Below are 24543 nucleotides of genomic sequence, written 5' to 3'. Positions count from 1 at the left end.
AATAAGGCTCACCGCTGTTTCTGCAAATCCTTCTCGATCTTCTCTGGCGTGTCGTTCGGCGCATAACGCTTCATCACATTCCCTTCCGCGTCGATCAGAAACTTGGTGAAGTTCCATTTGATCGATTCGCTGCCCAGTAGCCCCTTAGCTTTCTTCTTCATCCACTGGTACAGCGGATGCGCGTTGTCGCCGTTCACCTCAATCTTGGTGAACATGGGAAAGGTCACGTCGTAGCTGGTAGAACAGAAGTTCCTGATCTCCGCCTCGTCCCCCGGCTCCTGATGGCCGAACTGGTCGCACGGGAAGCCCAACACCACCAGCCCTTTGTCACGATGACTGCGCCACAGCTCCTCCAGACCCTTGTACTGCGGGGTGAAACCGCACTTGGAGGCGACGTTGACGATTAGCATGGTTTTGCCGCGCCACGTGGCCAGCGACTGATCGTGGCCGTCAATGTCGCGTGCGTTGAAGTCGTAGACAGTGGTCATAGGGCACTCCGAGACATATCGATAGGGAAGTCTACTCCAGCTCTTAGGGCCTGTTTACGCTATTGGCGTAAACAGGCTCTGGAACGTTCGGTGGCATAGAATGCCGGCTCCGATCCTTTTCCAGGCCCTGTCGTGATCCGATTTATCAATGTCCACAAGTCCTACCGCATTGATGGCAAGGACATTCCGGCGCTCGAACCCTTCCATATGGAGATCGTCGATGGCGAGGTATTTGGCATCATCGGGCACTCCGGGGCAGGCAAGTCGACGCTTATCCGTCTGATCAACCTGCTGGAACGCCCGAGCGGTGGTCGCATCCTGATTGACGACACCGATATCACCACCCTGCCCGATGCGGCTTTGCGTGCTGCGCGGCAACGCATCGGCATGATCTTCCAACATTTCAACCTGCTCTCCTCCCAGACCACGGCCGAAAACATCGCTTTCCCCATGCGCATTGCCGGAGGAAAAGATTCGGCCACAATCCGTGCACGCGTGGACGAATTGCTGCAACGCGTGGGTCTTGCCGCGCATGCGGGCAAATACCCGTCGCAGCTTTCCGGTGGTCAGAAACAGCGCGTGGGCATTGCGCGTGCGCTGGCCAATCATCCGTCGATCCTACTCTGCGACGAAGCCACCAGTGCGCTCGACCCACAGACCACCGCGTCCGTGCTGGACTTGCTCGCCGAGATCAATCGCGAGCTGAAACTCACCATTGTGCTGATCACGCACGAAATGGATGTGGTGCGTCGCGTGTGTGATCGCGTGACCGTGCTGGATGCTGGCCGCATTATCGAACAAGGCGCCGTGGCCGACGTATTCCTGCATCCGCAGCACGCCACCACGCGCCGCTTCGTCAACGAGGCCTTGCCGGAAGAAGAAGCCGCTAACGAGCGCCTGCCCTACCAGAATGTGGCAGGCCGCATCCTGCGCCTGTCGTTCCGCGGCGAAGCTACCTGGTCGCCCACACTCGGACGCGTGACGCGCGAAACGGGCGTGGATTTCAACATCCTTGCCGGACGCATCGATCGCATCAAGGACCTGCCCTACGGTCAGCTCACACTGGCGATGCAGGGCGAAAACGTGGACAAAGCCCTGCAAGCGCTGCGCGATGTAGGTATTGAAGTCGAGGAACTTGCACGATGATCGCCACTCAACTTCCCGTGCTGCAAAACCTCTTCCCCAACATCGACGACTGGGGCGAGCTTGGCCATGCCTGCATTGACACCTTGCTGATGCTGGGTGGTTCGCTTCTGCTCACGGTAGTGATCGGCCTACCGTTGGGCGTACTGCTGTTTCTTACTGGCAAAGGACAACTGCACGCCATGCCGAAACTCTATGGCGCGTTGTCACTGGCTGTGAACGTATTGCGCTCGATCCCCTTCATCATCTTGATGATCGTGCTGATGCCACTTACCTACTTTCTGGTTGGCACCAAGCTGGGCATTCGCGGTGCGATACCGCCACTGGTCATCGGCGCTGCACCCTTCTTCGCGCGACTGGTCGAGACGGCCCTGCGCGAGGTGGAACGTGGCGTCATTGAGGCCTCGCAGGCCATGGGCGCCACCACCTGGCAGATCGTCCGCCACGTGTTGCTGCCGGAAGCACGGGCCAGCCTGTGGGCAGGCATAACCGTCACAGCCATTGCCCTGGTTGGCTATACCGCCATGGGCGGCGCCATTGGTGCTGGCGGCCTGGGCGACCTAGCCTACCGTTACGGCTACCTGAGCTACAAGTCCGATTACATGGTCGTCACCGTACTTCTGCTAATTGTGCTGGTGCAGTTGTTGCAAATGCTGGGCGACCGGATTGTGGCGTACTACAGCCGCCGCTAGAGCATGTCGTCATAAGATTCTGAGCCACATGACGAGGCAGCGAATTTGCACAGCGGCAAGGAAAGAGGACAGATTCTTCGCGTAGCGTGTCGCCACACCACGCCACTGTTTCAGGTACAAAAACGCATTCTCAACCAGGTGGCGATGACGATACAGGTACGTGTCGTAGTCGCGCGGCTCTTTTCGGTTTTTACGTGGCGGAATATGCGCCTGCATGCCTTGCTCATGAGCCTGCTCAACAATGGCATCACTGTCATAACCTTTGTCGGCCATGAGATGCTCAGCAGGAATGTCTTTGATCAGTTCCGCAGCCTGCGTCGTAGTTTTGCGTGGTGGTCTGGTTGAGCGCATCGGTGGCCGATACCGCCCGATTGTTGGTGTCGTACTGCGCGAGGGTGACGTTGCCCAGCGCATCACGCGTGGCGATACGACGGCCCAGCGTATCGACCACGTAGTTCGTCGTGCGGTTGAGCGGATCGGTGAGGCTCTGCAGGTCGTAGCCCTGGTAAGTGAAGCTGGCGATATTGCCCAGCGCATCCTGCCCCGTATTGCTCTTGCCGGGATAGTACGCGCCAGAATTGGCAGGCCAAGAAAGTCGAGGCTGCACTGACGAAGGTGCAACCTGACCCCTGTTTTGGTGACCCATTTGTTGGTGACCCATTTGTTGGTGACCCATTTGTTGGTGAGCGTGATGTTGCCAACGCGCCTCAAATTCACAGGAAGCTCCGCCCTTTACCTAGCTTTAGTACAAATTTAGGAATAGCAAAGGCAATTGCAACGTAAAGACAACCTATAAAAAATAAATAGCTAGTATGCGCAATAAGTACCACTGACACATAATGTATAGCAAAAACGACAGGCATAAGAAGCAAAAGTGCATACAGCTGACCGCCATTTTTTGCCCGCACAAGAACAACGATGCAAGAAACCAGCATTATAATTCCTGATGACAATATAACCTCAAATACGGCCTTGCTAAAATCAAGTGCATTGCCAAAATCAAGGCCCATTAAAAATGCATAACCAAAGACTAAATTAAAACATGCACCCACGGCGATTAATAAACCGCAGACTACTCGAAGAAATATCAGCCTTTTGCTGTCTATCATTGCCTTTACACCCTCAATTGTCAGGCACGGGGTTGGGCCACGTATCGTGCGGCCACCAATTCCCACCATAGAAGCTAGACCCAAGCCCAACTTCCATAAATACGTAGTCGTGGTACTCGTCTATTTCGTGACCCTTTACGCAGTCATGGCAACCCAATTTGTCTTTTTTACGATATAAGCGATCCATATCAATCAGACCCTTGCTAATCACGTCATACATATCCGCCTCGCTCAAATCAGTGGTTTTATTCATCCAAGCATTCATCAATCCTACATTCATCATCGCATTAACGGCAGGAGAACCGCCCATGCATATTTTTAATGCCGCATTATAATATGGAAATTTCGTGGTCTTATACATGGACTCATAATACGAGCAGACAGAGGTATTCCCTTTTCCATTCCATTGCCACTCGGCCAGTCCTGCCGGGTCACCATACGTAACTGGGTCACCATCCACATAAGCATAGAAGCTCGGCTGGCCACCACCAAACGTGATCGAGTCCTCACTGATGAAACCAGCCATCATCGGGCTGTAGTAACGCGCACGGTAATAGTAGAGGCCCGGACTGTCGGCTTCTCGTCCCGTGTATTGGTACGGATTCGTGAAGCCCGTTGTCGTGTCACTCGGCGTCACGTTGCCGTAAGGGTCATAACTGTACTGCTCCCGAATCGCTCCGCTGAGATCGGTTAATACCATGCAGCACCAGTCGAGGCTGCACTAAAGCCCAGAGGGTCATTAAAGTCCACGGGATCGCCCCTGAATCCAGCATAGAAACTTAGCTGTCCACCAGCAAAACCCGCAGGATCTTCACTAATGAAGCCGCCCATCATCGGGCTGTAATAGCGTGCTCGATAGTAGTAGAGGCCCGGGCTGTCGGCTTCTCGCCCCGTGTACTGGTACGGATTCGTGAATCCCGTTGTCGTGTCACTTGGTGTCACGTTCCCATACGGGTCGTAGCTGTAGCGCTGCCTGATTGCACCAGTCGGATCAGTCAATGCAATCGTGCTGTTGAGCAAGTCCGTCAAGAAGTACGTTCGTCCCGTGACATCGTTGCGCGCAAAACGCTCGTCGATGCCTAAACCAATCAGGATCGGATTGATCGTGCCACCTTGGGTTTCCTGCACCGCATTCATGCCGTCATACAGGAACTGCGTGGCTGTACCTTGCACCGTTTTGCTTGTGCGACGCCCAAATGCGTCGTAACTGAAACTGAGTTGGACCGCGCCGCCCTGGCTGATCTGCGCAAGCTGATTGCGCGCATTCCACGTATACGTGTTCGTCCCATCACTGGTCAGGTTGCCGTTCGCGTCGTAAGTCAGCGCCTGCCCGTTGAAATTCGTCTCCCGATCATTCAGGTCAAACGTCGCCGGCTGTGTGGTCGCCGTCGGCAGCACGTCCGTGGCGAAGCTGCCGCCTTTGCTGATGATTCTTCCGTCGGCGTCATATCCGTAAGTCAGGTTGCCAAGCGGGGTGCCGTTGCCTTGCGTATAGGTCAGCCCGGTCAGTTCGCTCGCGGTGTCATAGCCGTAGTTGACGGTGATGCCGTTGGGCAGCGTCAGCGTGGCTCGTCGGTTGTCGGCGTCATACGCCAGTTGCACTGTTTCGCTGCCTTGCGTGATCGTCGTGAGGCGGTTCGCATTGTCGTAGCCGTAGTTGGCCGTCGCTTGCGCCGCCGCGGTCATGCTGGTGCGCCGGCCGGCGGCATCGTAGGTGTAGCTGACGCTGCCTTGCGGCGCACTGGTGCTGGTGACGCGATCCAGGCCGTCGTAATCCCAGCTCAGCGTGCCGCTGGTCGAGTCGGTCAGGCTTGTGATGCGGTTGCCGGCGTCGTAGCCGGCCTGGATGCCGGAGCCATCCGCGTAGGACACCAGGCTTTTGCGGTTGAGCGCGTCGTAGCTGATGTCGGTGGCTTGGCTGCGTATTCCGACGCAAATCGGCCACTGATTCCGAGCTAAATCGGCCACCCGTTCCGACGTAAATCGGCCCCCCATTCCGAGCCAAATCGGCCACCCTGCCAACGTCATGCGTGGACCCCTGATCGGGCACGCTCGCCCGCTTTTCCCCAGCGAGCAGAGCGATGCCCAAAGCGAGGTTGTCCATGCGCAAGATTCGAGAAGTTCTCCGGCTCACCGCGGCCGGCCTATCCGCCCGCCAGGTGGCAGCCAGCGTCAAGCTGGCGCGCAGCACCGTGGCCGATTACCTGCGCCGCGCGCAAGCCGCTGGCGTCCATTGGCCGCTCCCCGAGGAGGTGGACGAAGACACGCTGTGGGATCGGCTCTATCCGCCGACCGTGTCGGCTGAGCAGGCTCACCAACCACTCCCCGACTGGCCTCGTATCCACTACGAACTGACGCGCAAAGGCGTCACGCTGATGCTGTTGTGGGAGGAGTACAAAGCCCATCACCCCGACGGTTATCAGTACAGCCGTTTTGCCGATTTGTACCGGCAATGGGCCAGCAAGCAGGACGTGGTGCTTCGCCACGTCCATGTGCCGGGCGACAAGCTGTTTGTCGACTACGCGGGACACACGCTGGACATCATCGACCGTCGCACCGGCGAGCTGCGTCCGGCACAAATCTTTGTGGCCGTGCTCGGGCATTCAAGCTACACCTATGCCGAGGCCACCTGGACCCAGAGCGTGCCTGACTGGCTGGCCTCGCACGTGCGGGCACTGGAATTCATCGGTGGTGTGCCGCGCGCGATCGTGCCCGATAACCTCAAGGCCGGCGTGACCAAAGCACATCGCTACGATCCGGATATCAATCCGTCGTATCAGGATCTGGCCGAGCACTACGCCACCACGGTGCTGCCGGCACGGGTGAGAAAGCCGCGCGACAAGGCCAAGGCCGAAGTGGGCGTGCAGGTGGTGGAACGGCGGATTCTGGCGCCGCTGCGCGAACAATCCTTGTTCTCGCTCAACGAGGCCAACGCAGCCATCCGCCCATTGTTGGATGAACTGAATCGGCAACCCTTTCAGAAGCGCGAGGGAAGCCGTCTGAGCGTATTCGAGGCGATCGAACGAGCAGCGCTGCAACGGCTGCCTGCCACGCGCTACGAATACGCCGAATGGAAGAAGGCCAAGGTGCACCTGGACTACCACGTCGAGGTGGATCGGCATTACTACTCGGTGCCGCATACCCTGACGGGCCGCGTGGTGGACGTGCGTTTGTGTGCCTCCACCGTGGAAATCTTTCTGCGCGGCACGCGCGTCGCCGCGCATACGCGCTCCACGATGCGCGGCGGTTTTACGACCTGCCCGGCGCATCGCCCGAAGAGCCATCGCGCGGTCACGGAGCTGACGATCGAGCAGTTGTTTGCACGTGCCGAAACCATCGGGCCGAACGTCGTCGGCGTGCTGAACATGCAAGTCAACATGCGCAAGCATCCCGAATATGCGTTGCGCGCATGCCTGGGCATTTTGCGCTTGGCCAACGACTTCTCGCCGCTGCAACTGGAGGCAGCCTGCAAGCAGGCGCTGGCGCACAACAGCACCAGTTACCGCGCCATTCGTGCGCTGATCAAGCACACCCTTCCGCAAACCGAATTGACACTTTCCCTGCCCGAGCACGACAACGTGCGCGGCGCGTCCTACTACCACTGACGGAGACCACGATGGTGCTACATCCCTTGATCGAACAACTGCAATCCTTGCGTTTGCGCGGCATGGCCGCCGCCCTGACGCAGCAACTGGCATCTACCCAAGCCGACCATTTGCCCTTCGAGGACCGCCTGGCCCTGTTGGTTCAGCACGAGATGGCCGACCGCGATACGCAGCGCCTGCATCAGCGTTTACGCTGGGCCAAACTCGGACAGAGCGCCACCCTGGAAGACCTCGATACACGCATCGCACGGGGGCTGGACAAGTGCTTGATCGCCAAACTCGCCACGCTGACGTGGATCAAAGAGCACCTGAACGTGCTGATCACCGGACCGACCGGTGTCGGCAAGAGTTATCTCGGGTGTGCGCTCGCTCAAGCGGCCTGTCGGGCAGATTACTCGGTGCGCTACTTCCGCCTGCCACGATTGATCGATGAACTGACCAAGGCACACGCCGAATCACGTCGTAGCGCTTACTTCCGCTCGCTCGCCAAGGTCGACGTGATCGTGCTCGATGACTTTGCCCTGGCACCGCTGACCGACCTCAATCGGCGCGACCTGCTGGAAATCCTCGACGATCGCTACGACAAGAAATCCACCCTCATCACCAGTCAGTTGCCGGTCGAGCAGTGGCATGCGTACCTGGGCGACCCCACCCTCGCCGACGCCATCCTCGATCGCCTCGTCCATAACAGCTACCGACTCGCCCTCACCGGCGAGTCCATGCGCAAGCGCGCTCCGGCCACGGTGGCCTCGACCCGCTCCGTCACCCCATAATCCACCCACCCCGCGCACGGCCTTTGCCGGGGTGGCCGATTAACCTCGGAAGACCCGGCCGATTTGGCTCGGATCAGGTGGCCGATTTGCGCTGGAATGAGTGGCCGATTTCGTCGGAATACGCACCCATGCCGTCATACGTCCATGACTCGCTCTGGTTCATCGCATCGGTGCGCGTGACCAGCCGGTTGCGGTTGTCGTAGGCGTAGTGGATCACGCCCGTGTTGGGCAGCGTGACGCTCAGCAGGTTGCCGTTGCCGTCGTAGTTTTGCGTGGTGGTCTGGTTGAGCGCATCGGTGGCCGATACCGCCCGATTGTTGGTGTCGTACTGCGCAAGGGTGACGTTGCCCAGCGCATCGCGCGTGGCGATGCGGCGGCCCAGCGTATCAACCACGTAGTTCGTCATGCGGTTGAGCGGATCGGTGAGGCTCTGCAGGTCGTAGCCCTGATAGGCAAAGCTCATCGTATGGCCCAGCGCATCTTGCACCGTCGTCGGCTGGCCGGCGGCATTGCACTGGATCGTGGTGCCGTGACCCAGCGGGTCGGCGACCTGGGTGAGGCACACGTTGAAACCCAGGACATGTGCTCTTTCCGTCGTTGGATGAAAGTGCAACCTGACCCCTGTTTCGGTTATCCGGCTACATCGTTTGATTGACAGACCTCTGTTCTGATCCGCTAATCAGCGCCGCATGTTGCATTACAACAGTTCCGCGGTATTGACGATATTCATCGTACCTGTTCGCCAAAATCCATGCAGCCACCACCAATACCCAAACAAAAAACGATTTCAAAAATGATGATCTCTTTTTCCTTAGAAGTATCATCACAAACCAAAGTATGTTTATTAACGAGCAGACGATAAGGAAAGGCAAAGCAGTCATAGCCCATAAAATGGGATCACCAGGACCACCCATCAGACCAGCCTCGTCTGCGGGAGCCCAAATTCTTGAGGAAAAATATAGATAAAGGATTAGCCCAATGGCATTGATGGCAACCCATATCTTTAACTTTGAAGCGCCATTCTTCATCGAAATATTTGTCATCGTCATCGACTATTCCTTACTTCCTGCAACCGCAGCCAAGGCTGCCATTTGCGGCGGCTTTCCACCCATTGTCCCACCAGCTACTTTGACTCGCGGCGTTCGAATTGGATGAATTAAAAAACGAATACGCCCCGCCAATCGCATTCATCTCCCACTCAGAGAACCCAGCCCCATACATGTATACACCAACGCCATAGTTGGCCGCATTCGTGTAAGCAGGATAGAAGTTATTACCACCTCTTTGGTAATCAAATCGCCCACCCTGTCCAACAGCATCTCTCATCGCCCATGGATTCGGTCCATTGTTCCGGCCTGCATCCTCCTCTGCACAAAAGTCGGCCGAGGAAGGAGCATAAAATTTCTGCCCATCAGGAGCAGTGTATGACACAGATCCTGGTGGAACTCCGTGGACAATATTCAGACCCGACAGACCCAGCGGATCAATGCTGTTCAGCGGATCACCCCCCACATAGGCATAAAAGCTGCCCTGCCCACCACCGAACCCGATAGGATCTTCACTGATAAAGCCACCCATCATCGGGCTGTAGTAACGCGCGCGGTAGTAATACAGACCTGGACTATCCGCCTCTCTGCCCGTGTACTGATACGGATTCGTAAAGCCCGTCGTCGTATCGCTTGCTGTCACGTTTCCATACGGGTCATAGCTGTAGTTCTGCTTGATCGCACCGCTCGGATCGGTCAACGCGATCGTGCTATTCAGCAGGTCCGTCAGGAAATACGTACGTCCTGTCACATCGTTGCGCGCAAAGCGTTCGTCCGTGATCAAGCCAACCAGGATCGGGTTGATCGTGCTGCCTTGCGTTTCCTGCACAGCGTTATCACCGTCATACAGGAACTGCGTTGCCGCGCCCTGGATGGTCTTGCTTGTTCTACGTCCCAACGCGTCGTAGCTGTAGCTCAACTGGACGTTGCCGCCCTGGCTGATCTGTGTCAGCTGATTCCGCGCATTCCACGTATACGTGTTGGTCCCATCACCGATCAGGTTGCCGTTCGCGTCGTAAGTCAGCGCCTGCCCGTTGAAGCTCGTCTCCCGATCATTGAGGTCAAACGTCGCCGGCTGCGTGGTCGCCGTCGGCAGCACGTCCGTGGCGAAGCTGCCGCCTTTGCTGATGATGCGTCCGTCGGCATCGTAGGCATACGTCAGATTGCCCAGCGCGGTGCCGTTGCCTTGCGCGTAGCTGAGTCCGGTCAGTTCGCTCGCGGTGTCATAGCCGTAGTTGACGGTGATGCCGTTGGGCAGCGTCAGCGTGGCTCGTCGGTTGTCGGCGTCATACGCCAACTGCACCGTTTCGCTGCCTTGGGTGATGCCGGTGAGGCGATTGGCGTTGTCGTAGCCGTAGTTGGCGATCGCTTGCGCCGCTGCGGTCATGCTGGTGCGCCGGCCGGCGGCATCGTAGGTGTAGCTGACGCTGCCTTGCGGCGCACTGGTGTTGGTGACGCGATCCAGGCCGTCGTAATCCCAGCTCAGCGTGCCGCTGGTCGAGTCGGTCAGGCTTGTAATGCGGTTGCCGGCGTCGTAGCTGGCCTGGGTACCCGAGCCGTCGGCGTAGGACACCAAACTTCTGCGGTTAAGCGCGTCGTAGCTGATGTCGGTGGCTTGGCCTTTGCGATCCGTATGCGTGAGCACATCGCCCATGCCGTCATACGTCCACGACTCGCTCTGGTTCATGGCATCGGTGCGCGTGATCCGCCGGTTGCGGTTGTCGTAGGCGTAGTGGATCACGCCGGTGTTGGGCAGCGTCACGCTCAGCAGGTTGCCGTTGCCGTCGTAAGTTTGCGTCGTGGTTTGATTGAGCGGGTCTGTCATAGCCGTTACACGATCGTTGTTGTCATATTGCGTGAGCGTGACATTTCCCAATGGATCGCGGGCGGCAATCCGACGTCCCAAAGTATCGACCACGTAGTTGACCGTGCGACCAAGCGGATCGGTAACACTCTGCAGGTCGTAGCCCCGGTAAGTAAGACTCACTGCGGATTTCGGCGATCGTGACCGCGTATTTCGGTTGATCGTGACCGGTCAGCGCCAGTCATTGTGCGGTGCACTCGAGTGTAACTGGACCGGTCACGATGAGGTATCGGCGGCTGGCTTGGCGGAGGACTTTCGGCGCATCGATTCGCCCTTCAGCACGATGCGATGAGAGCGGTGTACGAGACGGTCGAGGATGGCATCGGCGAGGGTGGGATCGTTGAGCCAGGCGTGCCAGTGTTCGATCGGTAGCTGGCTGGTGATGAGGGTCGATTTGCCGTTGCCGCGATCGTCGATGACCTCCAGCAGATCATGGCGCGCCGCCTGATCGAGCGGTGTCATGCCCCAATCGTCAAGGATTAGCACGTCGATGCGCGCCAACTGAGCAAGCACGCGACCGAAGCTGCCGTCGGCGTGGGCGATGCGTAGCATCTCGGCGAGGCGTGGCACACGCTGATACAACACCGGGAAGCCTTGGCGGCAGGCATGTTGTCCAAGCGCACACGCCAGCCACGTTTTACCAACCCCGGTCGGACCGGTCAGCAACACACTTTGCCCCTGCCGGATCCAGTCGCCGCCGGACAAGGTGGCGATCAGGCGTTTGTCGATACCGCGGTCGGCGCTGTACTGCACATCTTCCAGGCAGGCCTGGGCGTGTTTGAGCTTGGCCACACGAAGTAATCGTTCCTGCCGTCGACCGTCACGCCAATGGCGTTCGCGATCGACCAGCATGCCGAGCCGATCTTCGAACGGCAGATCGTGACAGGCCGGCAACAGGCGCTGTTCTTCCAGCGCCTGTGCCATGCCGTCGAGCTTGAGGGCACGCAAGTGTTCAAGGGTGGGATGGATCAACAAGGTGGTCTCCTTTTCAGTGAGTGGTGGGTGGATCGCGGTAATAGGTGGGGCCACGCAGGTTGACGTGGTCGGGTGTGACCCAGTCGGTTTGGGCGATGGCGCTGGGCAAGGGGTGTTGATCGAGCTTGTTGTGCAGGATCGACTGCACGGATTTGCGCGTGCGCGAACCGATCGCCCACGCGCGTGCGCAGGCCGCTTCCAGGCGGTCGTCGCCGTACTGGCGCGCGAGCGCCAGCAGCCCCAGGCAACTGCGATAGCCCATCTCCGGATGCGGGCGCTCGGTCAGCAGGTGCTCGACCAACTGACGGGTTGCCGCGCCGATCGTGTCGGCCCAGTGCAGGAAGCGACCGGGTGACCATTCCCGATGCGCACGATGTGCGGCCGGCATGTGGTCGGCGACGGTGGTGTGGCGTCCGCGCGCCGGGGAGCGGACGTGGCTGGCGATGCGCTGGCCGGCATGCAGGATCTCGACGGTGGTGTCGGTGATGCGCGCCTCGACGGTCTTGCGTACCAGGCTATGCGGCACGCTGTAGTAATGGCCATCGACCTCGATGTGGTAATCGATGTTGACCTTGCACGGCTTGAAGCGCGCCGGCTCATAGGGTTGCGCCGGCAAGGGCATCAGGGCGGGACGGTCGATCGTCTCGAACCACGAACGGCGCGAGCCGTCGAGCTTCTTGAACGGCCGTGCATTCAAGTCCGTCAGCAGGTCGGCGATGGCGTGATTGAGAGCGCTGAAGGTAAAAAAGCACGGATGGCGCAAGCGCGCGAGGATCCAGCGCTCGACCACCTGCACGCCGACCTCGACCTTGGCCTTGTCCTGCGGGCGTCGTGGGCGGGCCGGCAGGATCGCCATGCCGTAATGCTCTGCACACGCCTGCGTAGCACGGTTGAGCACGGGCTCGTAGCGATCCGGCTGGGTGATCAGCGCGCGCGGATTGTCAGGTACCACCAGCGCCGGCACGCCACCAAAAAATGCCAACGCCTGCGTCAAGCCGCGCAGCCAGTCGATCTGCGTTTCGCCCGGTGTGGCGCAGGCATAGGTGAAACTGGACGCACCCAGCACGGCCACGAAGATGTGCGCTCGCTGCAGCTCGCCGGTGTCGGGGTTGACGACGCCAAGGGTGGGGCCGGCGTAGTCGATAAACAGCTTTTCACCGGCAACGTGCAACTGACGCATCGAACGGCGCAGCGAGGCCGTGTAGTCGTGGAGGTGCTGGCAAAACTGGGTGTATTGGTACGTGAGACGGCCAGCGTTCGCGTCGCAGTATTCCTGCCACAACAATTGTCGCGTGACGCCTTTGCGGCGCAACTCCCGATGCACCCATGGCAGATCGATGGGTGCCCGCTCGCCACGCACGGCGGGTGGTGACATACACAGCTGGGCGGCAATCGCGTTGTCGTCCATGGCGGACAGGCCGGGCCAGTCCAGTCCGGCGGCCGTGGCACGTTTCACGTACTTGCTGACCACGCCCTTGGACAGACCCAAGGCCAAGGCGATGCGTTCGTGCGAGAGGTCGCACTCCAGCTTCAGTCGAAGACATTCTTTGATCTTGCGCATAGCTACTCGCGGGGTCGGCATCGCCACTCCAAAAAGCCGTGGAGGATGCCGTTGCGTTGAAGTTATGCACAACGAGGGGCGCGTTTCGGTAAGCCGTGACCGCTGATTTCGGTGACCGTCGAAAATCGGTCACGATCAACCGAAACGGGCGGTCACGGCTTACCGAAATGACCGGTCACGCCTTACCGAAATGGGCGGTCACGATGGGCCGAAATACGCAGACTCACGGTATGGCCCAACGCATCCTGCACCGTCGTCGGCTGGCCGGCGGCATTGCACTGGATCGTGGTGCCGTGGCCCAGCGGGTCGGTGACCTGGGTCAGACAACCATTGGTGTAACTGAAGCGGGTGGTGTGATTCAGCGGGTCGGTGATCGAGGCGAGCTGGTTGTAGTCGCTGGTGTAGGTGAACTGGGTGGTGACGGCGTTGGATGTGCCGGATAACCGCGTGATGCTGGTGACGTTGCCCAGCGCATCGTGGGCGTAGGCGGTGGTGCGGCCCAGGGCATCCGTTTGGCTGTCGAGTAAGCCCGACGACTCACGGTTGAACGTGGCGGTCTGCGCCAGCGAGGTACCGTAAGCCTCCGTGATGCTGGAGGGATAACTGCTCACTGGATCGAAGGCGACCTGCTCCTGGTTGCCATTCGGGTCGGTCACCGTGGTCGCCGTGACGACGTTGTTGCTGTCAGTGATATAGGCAAACTGATAGGACGTGTTGTCGGCGTAGGTTTGCTTGGTCACTCTTCCATTGGCGTCGTACTGATTGGTCACCCACACATGGCCGCGCCGATCCTGCATGGTGAGCATGTGGTGGTTGGCGTCGTAGGTGTATTGCTCGGTGGTGTTGTCCGGGTACGTGACCGTGGTCAGGCTTCCGGCGCTGTTGTAGGCATAGCCGAGGGTGCGACCGCTGTGGTCGACGGCGCTAGTGACGCGGTTGCCGCTGTCGTAGTTGAACGTGAGGGTGCGGCCGCTGGGTGAGAGGGCTTGTTCGAGCAGGCCGCCGTTGTAGGTGTATTGAATCTGGTTGCCGTAGCGGTCTTGTATCCACGACAGGCTGTTGGGCACATGATTGGTGAAGGCGTATTGCGTGCCGTCCTTCATCGTCACGATCCAATGGGCGGCGCTGGGCGTGGTGTCGTAGACGAACTGCAGGGTGGCGCCATACAGCGACGAATCGGTGTCGGTGTGCTCCCACACGGTACCGGCCGGGAACGGCCAATTGGCCGAACCGCTGACCAAATGGAAGTTCACCCCCTCGCCGCACGGCAACACCATTTGCACCGTGTTGAAGGTGTGATCGTTGTTGGGTGATCCTAAATAAGGCAACCTGACCCCGATGTTGACCCCGATGTTGGATCATCTCAACATTCGCAACCTTCAACATCATCGCAAACTGAACCTGGAACCGTTACCGTACCGAACTGTTATCGCACGTATACGTGTTAAGTTTTTCTCAATCGGCGACGAGCAAAAATTGATCCCGCTAGAATACCAACTCCAAATAATGTCAGGCCAGAATACAGGCGAATTGCCATGATGATGCCAACGTGAACAAAGAGATTAACCACTGAACAAATAACTACCAAGGCTCCCAAAGTAAACCAATAAGTCTGGGGGTATTTCCAGGGCGACCAGAATGGCGAAACAAGCGACAAAATATCCTCCTTTCTCGTTGAGTACTTTGACACAGTCGATTGAACGAAAAGAAAAACTACGGCACCACAAATAAGGCCAGCTAATGGATCAAAATTGGAACCGGTACGCAGGAACCCAGCGAACCCAATAAGGCCGAGCACTAGCAAAGTTAGACGCGCAAAGAACCAAATATGTTGCGATGTCATGATTTACTCTCTTCAAAAATATATCTGCCCACCGCCACCTAAAAATGCTTGCGCACCGCCAGTAATATTCGTCTGTGGTGTTGCACTTATTTGTCCATTATCAATACCAATGCCTCCCGATAAATGCTCAAAACCTGGCACTCCAGTAGTGAGATCCGCGCTGCTGCCGTCCTGGCCCGATTGCGCTGAGAAATCTGTTCCCAATGCTCCAATACCTGCTCGCCCATCCGCACGAGTGGAGAGGAATGCTCCAGATGTATGACATGGTGCATCGTTCAAATTTAGCGAAATCGAATCTCCAACGCTGGCTCCAAGCCAGCCACCTAAATTGAATTGGCCATTATTGTATCCAAACGTCAGCACTCCGCCTGGACCAATTCCAAACGGTGATAACGTAACTCCCGCAGTGAATTGCCACAACCCATTTGGATCAATAAAAGCAATTGGATTGCCGTTGACATAGGCATAGAAGCTCAACTGCCCACCACCAAACGTGATCGGGTCCTCACTGATGAACCCACATGCGCGCAGCGTGCCCGCTCGTTGGGAAATGACTAAGGCAAATCATTTCCCAGCGCGACGATCAGCGCATCGGATCGTGTCGCGCGCCATCGTCAGGGCATGAGTCCGTGCGATGGCAGCCTGTTTTTGAACCCGGTAAACCGCCACGCCGCCTTTTGAACCAAAGTTGCATGGCTCCGATTAGCGCGGTTATGCGGCTGTGCAACCCGTATGCGGATCGCTTCGGGAGGACCCGCGCTGCAGGGGCGATATACCGATGGCGGCGGGGTTGTCCCAACCGGCCCAACCTCGGATGGATGAGGTTGGGCCATCGAAACCGTTGGTGTGACTGGCTTGTCCCAACCTACCCAACCTGCCCGACCTGTTTACGCACATATAAGACACAACCGGCGAAGGCCGAAACAAATCTATATACGCGCGAGGCGCAAAAAGGTTGGGCAGGTTGGGACAACCCGCATTGCCATGCGGTCCGCGAGGTTGGGACAAGGTCGGGACGAGGTTGGGCAGGTTGGGACACGCCGGGCGGACGGTCCCACTATCGGGAGCTACGACGGTTCGTCCCGGTGATTCCGGGAATGGAAGACGTCGTGAAGCATGCGAAGCTCAGAAATGATAGAAGCGCTTTCACCCGTGGCAGCGAAAGCCGTGTAAAGGATACTGCGGACGGTGCGGAAATCGCTAAGGCAAAGCGTTTCTTGCGCAACCGGCATCGCTTCACGATGGGGGCGTTTCGCATCCTCCCCCATTCCCAGGCTGGCGCGGGCAACGATTCGGGCAATTCAATAACTATCTTTGCCACTACGCCCTTACAAAATACCCTTCACCCTGACTCGCCTAAGTCAAAGTGCAAAAAAATCGCGCGTCACTGGCGAATCCATGAATATATCTTCGCCAAGAGCATGCGCAACAGCAGTCAGCCCATCTGTCCACCCCTCTCCCCCTTCCATTGGCAGAGGAAGCTCAGTGAACAAGACATTCTCGCCGCTTGGCATAACCCGAAAAACTCGGATGCAATGCTTATCCAGATCAACGGTAACCAAGTGATTGTAGATTCTGCCTGACATTAGTTATTCCATGTATTCAGCGGTGGCAACGGAAGTCCTCGCTCGCATGCGGCCAATCGATCAGCAGCGGACGTATAACAAGCCCGACCTTTCCATGAACCTCTGCGACGAGCAATAGCCCTACAAACACTAATGTCTTCCTCATAGTTGGCATAGCATTGGTCTTTATTCGAGCCATCATCAGTCGCATTGCACATTTTGCCACCGAGCCAGCTGCCGACTGCTCCACCTGCCACAGCTCCCGCGCCCGCGCCCGCAGAACCACCAGCCGAACCTCCGGCAGCTCCGCACCCAACTGTGCCCACCCCTGGTGCGACAAGCGTGCAAGCACCACCAGCACCCACCGCACCTCCTAAAGCCCCAAGCCCTCCTCCAATAACTCCACCGCATGCCGCTCCCGCCGCTGCCCATGCAGCTTGGCAGACAGGTCCCGAAGCAAGGCCAAGTGGGTCCGCATTGTCCACCGGGTCCCCACCAACATAGGCATAGAAGCTATTTTGACCGCCGTCGAATTCAATTGGGTCTTCGCTGATAAAGCCACCCATCATGGGGCTGTAATAGCGTGCTCGATAGTAGTAGAGGCCCGGGCTGTCGGCTTCTCGCCCCGTGTACTGGTACGGATTCGTGAATCCCGTTGTCGTGTCACTTGGTGTCACGTTCCCATACGGGTCGTAGCTGTAGCGCTGCCTGATTGCACCAGTCGGATCAGTCAATGCAATCGTGCTGTTGAGCAAGTCCGTCAAGAAGTACGTTCGTCCCGTGACATCGTTGCGCGCAAAACGCTCGTCGATGCCTAAACCAATCAGGATCGGATTGATCGTGCCACCTTGGGTTTCCTGCACCGCATTCATGCCGTCATACAGGAATTGCGTTGCAGTGCCCTGTATGGACTTGCTGGTCCGCCGCCCCAAAGCGTCATAGCTGAAGCTCAACTGCACCGTGCCGCCCTGACTGATCTGCGCAAGCTGATTGCGCGCATTCCACGTATACGTGTTCGTCCCATCACTGGTCAGGTTGCCGTTCGCGTCGTAAGTCAGCGCCTGCCCGTTGAAATTCGTCTCCCGATCATTCAGGTCAAACGTCGCCGGCTGTGTGGTCGCCGTCGGCAGCACGTCCGTGGCGAAGCTGCCGCCTTTGCTGATGATTCTTCCGTCGGCGTCATATCCGTAAGTCAGGTTGCCAAGCGGGGTGCCGTTGCCTTGCGTATAGGTCAGCCCGGTCAGTTCGCTCGCGGTGTCATAGCCGTAGTTGACGGTGATGCCGTTGGGCAGCGTCAGCGTGGCTCGTCGGTTGTCGGCGTCATACGCCAGTTGCACTGTTTCGCTGCCTTGCGTGATCGTCGTGAGGCGGTTCGCATTGTCGTAGCCGTAGTTGGCCGTCGCTTGCGCCGCCGCGGTCATGCTGGTGCGCCGGCCGGCGGCATCGTAGGTGTAGCTGACGCTGCCTTGCGGCGCACTGGTGCTGGTGACGCGATCCAGGCCGTCGTAATCCCAGCTCAGCGTGCCGCTGGTCGAGTCGGTCAGGCTTGTGATGCGGTTGCCGGCGTCGTAGCTGGCCTGGATGCCGGAGCCATCCGCGTAGGACACCAGGCTTTTGCGGTTGAGCGCGTCGTAGCTGAGGTCGGTAGTTTGGCCTTTGCGATCCGTATGCGTGAGCACATCGCCCATGCCGTCATACGTCCACGACTCGCTCTGGTTCATGGCATCGGTGCGCGTGATCCGCCGGTTGCGGTTGTCGTAGGCGTAGTGGATCACGCCGGTGTTGGGCAGCGTCACGCTCAGCAGGTTGCCGTTGCCGTCGTAAGTTTGCGTCGTGGTTTGATTGAGCGGGTCTGTCATAGCCGTTACACGATCGTTGTTGTCATATTGCGTGAGCGTGACATTTCCCAATGGATCGCGGGCGGCAATCCGACGTCCCAAAGTATCGACCACGTAGTTGACCGTGCGACCAAGCGGATCGGTAACACTCTGCAGGTCGTAGCCCCGGTAAGTAAGACTCACGGTATGGCCCAACGCATCCTGCACCGTCGTCGGCTGGCCGGCGGCATTGCACTGGATCGTGGTGCTATGACCTAACGCATCGGTGCGTCCCGTGAGGCAGCCATGGGTATAGCTGAAGGTGGTGGTATGCCCTAACGGATCGGTCACCGAGGCGAGCTGGTTGTAATCGTTGGTGTAGGTGAAGCGGGTGGTCACCGCATTCGACGTACCGGACAACCGCGTAATGCGGGTGACGTTGCCTAGCGCATCGTGGGCGTAGGCGGTGGTGCGGCCCAGGGCATCCGTTTGGCTGTCGAGTAAGCCCGACGACTCACGGTTGAACGTGGCGGTCTGCGCCAGCGAGGTACCGTAAGCCTCCGTGATGCTGGAGGGATAACTGCTCACTGGATCGAAGGCGACCTGCTCCTGGTTGCCATTCGGGTCGGTCACCGTGGTCGCCGTGACGACGTTGTTGCTGTCAGTGATATAGGCAAACTGATAGGACGTGTTGTCGGCGTAGGTTTGCTTGGTCACTCTTCCATTGGCGTCGTACTGATTGGTCACCCACACATGGCCGCGCCGATCCTGCATGGTGAGCATGTGGTGGTTGGCGTCGTAGGTGTATTGCTCGGTGGTGTTGTCCGGGTACGTGACCGTGGTCAGGCTTCCGGCGCTGTTGTAGGCATAGCCGAGGGTGCGGCCGCTGTGGTCGACGGCGCTAGTGACGCGGTTACCGCTGTCGTAGTTGAAGGTGAGGGTGCGGCCGCTGGGTGAGAGGGCTTGTTCGAGCAGGCCGCCGTTGTAGGTGTATTGAATCTGGTTGCCGTAGCGGTCTTGTATCCACGACAGGCTGTTGGGCACATGATTGGTGAAGGCGTATTGCGTGCCGTCCTTCATCGTCACGATCCAATGGGCGGCGCTGGGCGTGGTGTCGTAGACGAACTGCAGGGTGGCGCCATACAGCGACGAATCGGTGTCGGTGTGCTCCCACACGGTACCGGCCGGGAACGGCCAATTGGCCGAACCGCTGACCAAATGGAAGTTCACCCCCTCGCCGCACGGCAACACCATCTGCACCGTGTTGAAGGTGTGATCGTTGTTGGGCGTGGTGCCGGCCAGATGCATGCCGACGTTGCTGTTGCCACCGATGCCGAACATCTGCGAGGCCGTACTCGCCGAGTTATACGTACGGGTCAGCGTCAACGGCAGGATGTCGCGAATGGCCAGATCGTCCCACTCGTGAAACAGGATGCCGGTTTGCAGGTCGATCGGCTCGCCCCTTTGCGCATTGCAAACCTTTTGCTCCGTCCCTCCGGCGGCGCTGCTGATCGACGCACCCGCACCCAAGGCAAGCGTCAGCGCCACGCCGGGATCGGGTGCGAGATGTTGGGTGTCGGTAGAAACATGTCCAGTGCCGTACATCTGCCAGCCGTCTTGGGCGCTATACACCCAGAAATCAGCCGCCGTGTTGGCCTTCGCTTGGCCATAGTTGGGGTAGACCACGCGGATGCCCTTGGCGGCTTCCGGCGTCAGCCCTTGCATCACCGCATCGCCCGGCTGGAGGGTGAAGTACATCGGGAAGTTGTCGGGCAACGGGAACGGCGCGTGATCGACCGGCGTAGGCACCAGCGCAATATGCGTGAGCACCTTGCCTTGTCGATCCTTGAACACCGCACCGGCAGGGATATGTAGCTCCAGTCCCGGCATGTCCGGGTGCTCAAGCACCACTTCGCGCGGGGTCGGTGTCGGCAATGCGATCTCGTCGCGCGGCAGGATGCGTGGTAGGTACATCACGAATGGCATGTGGCTGATGGCGTGGGCCTTCACGTCGGCGCCGACCACAAAACGACCGTATGTCACATGACCATGGTTGGCCGAGTCGCCATCCACGAAGAGTTCCTGCCGTCCGGCGGGAAGATCTTTCAGCACGAATATACCTTGCGCATCCGTCTTCACGATCTGATCGCCAATGCTCACCGCCACGTTGGCGACAGGCGTTTCGTCGATCTGGCGCACTTGGCCGATGAATGCGGTGATATTTTTTGGCAGTGCCGCTTCCAGCGCACGCGTGTCGGGCAGGTGTTGGTACTTGGCATACAGGCGCCAGTGGGCGCCTGTTGCATCCGGCGCATTGTTCTTGCCGGGATAGAACGCCCCGTCGCGTACGAAGCCGTGATCTCGGCAAAGTTGATCGCCCGTGCATGTCGCATGCCCGCCACCGGCCATCACATAGAGCGGGGGCAGAGCGGTTTCCGAGGACGTCGGCGTGTTCGCTGCCGGACGCGCCCCCGACCCAGCCAACACCACGCCAGTGACATCGTGGCTGGCGGTGGTAAAGCCCACCGCGGTGTACGGCACCGCCTCGCCGGTTGCGGTGTGCAAGCCCTTCACGAACAGCGTATAGCGCGAGCCGGGATACAGATCATCCGGCAATTGCACGAAGGCCAGGCGGCCACCCTCGGTGCCTATCGCCTTGACTGGCACCGCGCCTTCCGGACCGAGCAAGGTCACCGCGCCATCGTTGAGTTGGCGCACGTCGACAGGGGCTGCAAAGCGCATCACCAGCGGGCCGTGAAGGGAAGCGGACGTGGTGTTTTGGTCGGGGGAGGTTTTTGTGATCAGCGATGCCGGTTTGGCCGGCGCGGTGACGCCGACCCACCATCGTGACGTTGTGGGATCGTATTGCCACGCTTCGTGGATCGGCAGGCCGTGCTCATCGACCCCCTCTTCGATCACGACAGAGCCGTCGCTTTGCAAGGTGGCCTTGGCTTCCATGCGCGGTGATACAGCCTTGCTCAGCAGCGTGATCTGACGGGTTTGCGGCTGCCACACCACAGACAGGGTCGCGGGTTTGCCGTCGACCGACCAACCGCCCGTCATCAGCACGCTGCCATCCGTCAGCACGGTAAGCGTGTGGCCGGCACGCGCCGGCAAGTCCAACGCGCCCGTGCGCACGAAATGCTGCGTGGATGGATGGAACCATTCGCCGTTGTCCAGCATGTGGCCTTGCGCATCGACACCGCCCCAGAGCAGCACGTCGCCACCGGGCATCACCGTGACCGAGCCGAAGCGACGAGCTTCCGGCAGTTTCACGGGAAGGCGCTGGCCCTCATCAAGGAGATAAGCGAGACCTTCTCCGCCATGCACCTCAAGCAAGCGCCCGTCGGGCAGGAGCGTGCGACGGATGTCGGCCGAGGCGGGTAGCACGTATGCGTGATGATGGGTCGTGACCCGTTCGGGCGACGATGCCTTTGGCAACGACACGGCGACCACGCTCAGCAGGATGACACTCGCCATCATCCCGACCACCCGTGCGCCACTCCAGCGCGTTTCCCTGACTTTCATCATCAATGTCCTTTTAGGCATGCCGTGGCATGACCACTCATCGCTCGATCCGTGTTGATCCGTTTTACTGGGGTATTAGCGTTAATTGCGCATGGGCTGGAATGCCTATGGCGGTGTAGAACACCACCGTATACGTGCCCGTCGCGGGGAGATTGGCCAGGTTGCTCGTCGTCGAACTGGCTGTGTTGAAGCTGACATACGCATTGTTCGTCGCGATCGCCTGCGTGGTCGGACTGAAGACTAAGGCATACAGCGGTTGGCCTGACGGAGTGGTGCTGACGCCTGACACGTTCAAGGCCACGGTATCGCCGGCGTTGGCGGTGAAGGTGAAGCGTTCGATCTGCCCCATGCCAAGATGGACGGGGACTGGGGTGTTCGCGGTTAATGCGCCACCCATGACATCGGGCTGCAACAGTGCATCGAAACGGATTGTGCCGCCATTGGTTGGGGAAACGATGGCGGTATAGACGCCGGACACGAGATTCCACAAGGCGGCACGGCACGAAGCGCCGGAGCCTGTATAGCAGGTAAAGTTTGTTAAGAAGCTTCCGGAAGGGTTGTAGACGTTGAGCTCAACGCTGTTGCTTCCGCCGGTGACGGCAACATTTTCCAGTTCCAACTCGAGGTTATCGCCCGCATGGGCGGTAAAGCGCAGATAGGCGTTTTGGTTTGGCGTGGTTGTGGCGAAGCTTTGCACTGCACCGCTACTGTTCATCGTGCCTGTCACGCCAGGCACGAGCATCAATTGTGCGCTGGCCGGAATGCCTATGGCGGTGTAGAACACCACCGTATACGTGCCCGTCGCGGGGAGATTGGCCAGGTTGATGGTTGTGGAGTTGACCGTGTTGAAGCTGACATACGCATTGTTCGTCGCGATCGCCTGCGTGGTCGGACTGAAGACTAAGGCATACAGCGGTTGGCCCGACGGAGTGGTGCTGACGCCTGACACGTTCAAGGCCACGGTATCGCCGGCGTTGGCGGTGAAGGTGAAGCGCTCGATCTGCCCCATGCCAAGATGGACGGGGACTGGGGTGTTCGCGGTTAATGCGCCACCCACGATATCCGCTTGCAATAACGCACTGAAACTCATCGTGCCACCGTTCATGGGTGTCACGATGGCCGTATAGGCACCGCTTGCCAGGTTCCACAAGGCCGCCCGGCAGGAAGCGCCGGAACCGGCCGCATAGCAACCAAATGATGCAATGGATGTCCCTGCCGCCTTGTAGACAGCCAGATTCACCCCGTTCTCACCGCCGCCCACCACATTGACGTTTTCCAACGTCAATTCCAGGTTGCTGCCGGCCGTGGCCGAGATAATCAGTCGTTTGCTCTGCGCCGCCCCTGCGGTACTGAGTGCTAGCGGCACGCTGTTGACAATCGCCGGGTTTATTTCCATCGCCACGGTGAGCTGGGCGCCTGTCGTATTGGGTTGAAACACCACCAGGTACGCACCGCTCGTTGTCAATGGCGGCAGATGTATCGTGGGCGAGGTGGTGGAAATGGTTCCGGATTGAATCTGCACATGATCCGGTGCATAGATCATGTAGCTAATGCTGCTCGCCGTCGTGATATGGCTGATCTGCAAGCTCGCCCATTCGCCTGCCGTTCCATTGAAAACCACTGCACCCATTTGGCCGGCAGCACCGATGTTGAGATGGGCTACAGCACCATCAGCCGTGACATAGCCACTGCTGACCACGTTGGCGGCGTTGATCGAACTAGGCAGCACAACAACGGGCGACGTGCTCGTCGCCTCCCCATACGGGGTGTCGACCGTAACTTGCCCACTGATCGCACCGCTTGGCACGGCATATTGCAACTGCGTATCACTGATACTCACCAACGCGAGAATATTGCCGCCACCCATTTGGACACGCGTGTCACCCGCAACAGGATCGAGATACGCGCCGGTGACGGTCACCGTCTGGCCTGTCGTCACCACCACCGGACTGACCTGAGCAATCGTAGGGGGTACCCCGGTGTCATCCACGACAAAGGACGTGGCACTGCTGACCGTGTTACCCGCCACCGTCACGCTGATCGGCCCCGTGGTGGCGCCACTTGGAACCGTTGCCACCCATTGTGTTGACGCGGCCGAAGTGACACTGGCTACCGTCCCGTTGAAACTCACCGTGTCATTCGCAGCTTGGCTGTCGAAACCTTGCCCCTGAAGCGTGACTTGTGTCCCCGCTTTGCCATGGGTTGGCATGAACGAGAAGATCCCCAGTTGCCCCGCCGCAAAGGGGGTGCTGACCTGATTCACGTGCCCGAGCGTGTTGTAGCCGTATTGGACGCTGGTGCCGTTACTCGCGGTCACTGCGACGACGCGACCGTTGGCGTCGTAGACGTAGTGGGAGGTTTGTGCGGACAAGCCACCCGAAGCTAGCAGCAGGAAGCAAAGCAGACCGGTGACGCCTGCATGAAACCATCGATCGATCCAACGCCGGCGAGACGGGCTTGCGCTCGATCCAAATGGCGCACCATCCACTTCCCACCTTCCGTTCCCCAGCGATTCCATTGCACAGTCCTTTTCT

20 protein-coding genes and 1 pseudogene are annotated in these 24543 nt (G+C 58.9%); 5 read left to right on the top strand and 16 right to left on the bottom strand.

The features are described from left to right. Positions 1 to 8 precede the first annotated feature (8 nt). Positions 9 to 488, bottom strand: coding sequence for a glutathione peroxidase (locus tag EO087_RS03015; protein ID WP_128897584.1), 480 nt, complete (start codon positions 486 to 488; stop codon positions 9 to 11). A gap of 132 nt (positions 489 to 620) precedes the next feature. Between EO087_RS03015 and EO087_RS03010 the strand changes: the two genes are divergently transcribed. Next, entirely contained in the window at positions 621 to 1634 is a 1014-nt protein-coding gene (locus tag EO087_RS03010; protein ID WP_128897583.1) for a methionine ABC transporter ATP-binding protein, read from the top strand. Beyond that, on the top strand, positions 1631 to 2323 hold the full coding sequence (locus EO087_RS03005) for a methionine ABC transporter permease (RefSeq protein ID WP_128897582.1): 693 nt from the start codon (positions 1631 to 1633) through the stop codon (positions 2321 to 2323). Before EO087_RS03010 ends, EO087_RS03005 begins: the two co-directional genes overlap by 4 nt. A 9-nt stretch (positions 2324 to 2332) precedes the next feature. Here the strand turns inward: EO087_RS03005 and EO087_RS03000 are convergent. The 5 genes and pseudogenes from EO087_RS03000 to EO087_RS02980 all read right to left on the bottom strand — a co-directional run. Then, positions 2333 to 2605: pseudogene (locus tag EO087_RS03000) on the bottom strand (transposase); the annotation flags it as partial. Further along, a complete protein-coding gene (locus EO087_RS02995) occupies positions 2604 to 2930 on the bottom strand; it encodes a hypothetical protein (RefSeq protein ID WP_128897581.1) in 327 nt (108 codons plus the stop codon). The gene EO087_RS02995 and the pseudogene EO087_RS03000, both read right to left, overlap by 2 nt. Before the next feature lie 106 nt (positions 2931 to 3036). Continuing rightward, on the bottom strand, positions 3037 to 3432 hold the full coding sequence (locus tag EO087_RS02990) for a hypothetical protein (protein ID WP_128897580.1): 396 nt from the start codon (positions 3430 to 3432) through the stop codon (positions 3037 to 3039). Between the two features lie 13 nt (positions 3433 to 3445). After that, positions 3446 to 4132: an RHS repeat-associated core domain-containing protein gene (locus tag EO087_RS02985; protein ID WP_128897579.1), complete on the bottom strand. Its 687-nt coding sequence runs from the start codon at positions 4130 to 4132 to the stop codon at positions 3446 to 3448. Further along, a complete protein-coding gene (locus EO087_RS02980; RefSeq protein WP_205744422.1) occupies positions 4123 to 5400 on the bottom strand; it encodes an RHS repeat-associated core domain-containing protein in 1278 nt (425 codons plus the stop codon). Before EO087_RS02980 ends, EO087_RS02985 begins: the two co-directional genes overlap by 10 nt. Before the next feature lie 113 nt (positions 5401 to 5513). Here EO087_RS02980 and istA (EO087_RS02975) point away from each other — a divergent pair, with 113 nt between their 5' ends. Together istA (EO087_RS02975) and istB (EO087_RS02970) are read left to right on the top strand one after the other, a co-directional pair. Further along, complete coding sequence (istA, locus tag EO087_RS02975) at positions 5514 to 7037, top strand: IS21 family transposase (RefSeq protein WP_128897578.1); 1524 nt, start codon at positions 5514 to 5516, stop codon at positions 7035 to 7037. An 11-nt stretch (positions 7038 to 7048) separates the two neighbouring features. Continuing rightward, complete coding sequence (gene istB, locus EO087_RS02970) at positions 7049 to 7810, top strand: IS21-like element helper ATPase IstB (protein WP_128897577.1); 762 nt, start codon at positions 7049 to 7051, stop codon at positions 7808 to 7810. 73 nt (positions 7811 to 7883) lie between these two features. Here istB (EO087_RS02970) and EO087_RS02965 read toward each other — a convergent pair whose 3' ends face one another. The 8 genes from EO087_RS02965 to EO087_RS02930 all read right to left on the bottom strand — a co-directional run bounded on the left by EO087_RS02965 (position 7884) and on the right by EO087_RS02930 (position 15576). Continuing rightward, a complete protein-coding gene (locus EO087_RS02965) occupies positions 7884 to 8375 on the bottom strand; it encodes an RHS repeat domain-containing protein (protein WP_128897576.1) in 492 nt (163 codons plus the stop codon). Between the two features lie 73 nt (positions 8376 to 8448). Further along, on the bottom strand, positions 8449 to 8859 hold the full coding sequence (locus tag EO087_RS02960) for a hypothetical protein (RefSeq protein ID WP_128897575.1): 411 nt from the start codon (positions 8857 to 8859) through the stop codon (positions 8449 to 8451). 10 nt (positions 8860 to 8869) lie between these two features. Further along, complete coding sequence (locus EO087_RS02955; protein ID WP_205744421.1) at positions 8870 to 10843, bottom strand: RHS repeat-associated core domain-containing protein; 1974 nt, start codon at positions 10841 to 10843, stop codon at positions 8870 to 8872. Between the two features lie 93 nt (positions 10844 to 10936). Beyond that, on the bottom strand, positions 10937 to 11695 hold the full coding sequence (gene istB, locus EO087_RS02950) for an IS21-like element helper ATPase IstB (protein ID WP_128897459.1): 759 nt from the start codon (positions 11693 to 11695) through the stop codon (positions 10937 to 10939). A gap of 13 nt (positions 11696 to 11708) precedes the next feature. Next, the gene (istA, locus tag EO087_RS02945) at positions 11709 to 13277 is read right to left on the bottom strand and encodes an IS21 family transposase (RefSeq protein WP_128897574.1); all 1569 of its coding nucleotides are present in this window, start codon (positions 13275 to 13277) and stop codon (positions 11709 to 11711) included. 161 nt (positions 13278 to 13438) lie between these two features. Next, the gene (locus EO087_RS02940; protein ID WP_205744420.1) at positions 13439 to 14584 is read right to left on the bottom strand and encodes an RHS repeat protein; all 1146 of its coding nucleotides are present in this window, start codon (positions 14582 to 14584) and stop codon (positions 13439 to 13441) included. A 116-nt stretch (positions 14585 to 14700) separates the two neighbouring features. Then, complete coding sequence (locus EO087_RS02935) at positions 14701 to 15099, bottom strand: hypothetical protein (protein WP_128897573.1); 399 nt, start codon at positions 15097 to 15099, stop codon at positions 14701 to 14703. 12 nt (positions 15100 to 15111) lie between these two features. After that, the gene (locus EO087_RS02930; protein ID WP_240669113.1) at positions 15112 to 15576 is read right to left on the bottom strand and encodes a hypothetical protein; all 465 of its coding nucleotides are present in this window, start codon (positions 15574 to 15576) and stop codon (positions 15112 to 15114) included. Positions 15577 to 16196: 620 nt separating this feature from the next. Between EO087_RS02930 and EO087_RS02925 the strand changes: the two genes are divergently transcribed. Next, a complete protein-coding gene (locus tag EO087_RS02925; protein WP_128897571.1) occupies positions 16197 to 16682 on the top strand; it encodes a hypothetical protein in 486 nt (161 codons plus the stop codon). A 2-nt stretch (positions 16683 to 16684) separates the two neighbouring features. Here EO087_RS02925 and EO087_RS02920 read toward each other — a convergent pair whose 3' ends face one another. Both EO087_RS02920 and EO087_RS02915 read right to left on the bottom strand, forming a co-directional pair. After that, positions 16685 to 22012, bottom strand: a complete 5328-nt coding sequence (locus tag EO087_RS02920) for an RHS repeat-associated core domain-containing protein (RefSeq protein WP_205744419.1) — start codon at positions 22010 to 22012, stop codon at positions 16685 to 16687. Positions 22013 to 22073: 61 nt separating this feature from the next. Further along, the gene (locus EO087_RS02915) at positions 22074 to 24527 is read right to left on the bottom strand and encodes an IPT/TIG domain-containing protein (protein WP_128897570.1); all 2454 of its coding nucleotides are present in this window, start codon (positions 24525 to 24527) and stop codon (positions 22074 to 22076) included. Positions 24528 to 24543: the final 16 nt, after the last annotated feature.

It is taken from the genome of Dyella sp. M7H15-1 (assembly GCF_004114615.1).
Taxonomy (GTDB): Bacteria; Pseudomonadota; Gammaproteobacteria; order Xanthomonadales; family Rhodanobacteraceae; genus Dyella_B.
Note: the sequence above shows the minus strand (reverse complement) of the source record. Positions and strands in the feature narration are given on the sequence as shown.